Source organism: Bacillus cereus group sp. BfR-BA-01441, assembly GCF_022663075.1.
Classification (GTDB): Bacteria; Bacillota; Bacilli; order Bacillales; family Bacillaceae_G; genus Bacillus_A; species Bacillus_A cereus.
This window is the reverse complement of the sequence record NZ_JAKUEU010000223.1, coordinates 1-895: the sequence shown is the minus strand read 5'-3', so window position 1 is coordinate 895 and position 895 is coordinate 1. Positions and strand designations below refer to the sequence as shown.

Below are 895 nucleotides of genomic sequence, written 5' to 3'. Positions count from 1 at the left end.
CTGGTTTAACCTCTGGTTTTGCTTCTGATCCACCTTTTTGATTTACAGTTACAAATTGATTTGTAATGAATCCAACTTGGTTATTATACTTTACTTTGTACCAACCATTATCATCTTGCTCAATAACTTCTAGTTTGTATCCTTTATCTACAGCACCAATTACTTTTCCAGTCGCTAAATTGGGTAAAGTACGAATACGTACTCCATTACCATTTACCGTAAAATCATAATTATCCACATCTTTAATATGTAAATAATTCGCTGAAACAAACGCATCTTTTCCTTTAAAAGAAATTTTAGCCCAACCATCTTTAATAGAATCAGTTTCAACTGTTGAATCATATTGTAATAGTCCAACTTTTTTACTATCAATTGATGCACCTTCACGTACTTTTAATGGATCGGTTGTACTAAACGTTGAAGCCGAAGCCATAGATACATTTCCTACAAAGATACTTGTTGCTAAAACACATGCTGGAATTAACTTTTTGTTCGCTTTTTTCATTAGAATATCAACCTTTCTTCATTTGTTACATGATATATTAATATTTTACATTTACCATTATATGTTTTTTAATTAAATTTGTATAGATTGGAAATAAAGGCTTATAATGTAAAACTCTTAGAATCGCTCATATACACTTTTAACCTACAATAATACAAAACCATTAAAGTGTTTTTAGAAACGCCTGTCCAAGCCATTATAAGCCTTTAAATCCTATTTAAGATACAACTAGTTCTTCTGTTTCTCCACCTTCAATTGATTCTTCATCTTCAGTTGAAATTTGTTGACCATTTGTTTTTACAAAATCTTTCAATGAATCTACAAGTGTAGTAACCCTTCCTTTAATCTTTTCTGGTTTTTTAGATCCATTACCACCAAAGGATTTATATT

At 30.1% G+C, this 895-nt stretch carries 1 protein-coding gene; it reads right to left on the bottom strand.

The features are described from left to right. On the bottom strand, positions 1-505 hold a 505-nt coding region (locus MR107_RS30165; RefSeq protein ID WP_242293159.1), incomplete at its 3' end, for an SH3 domain-containing protein. Positions 506-895 lie beyond the last annotated feature (390 nt).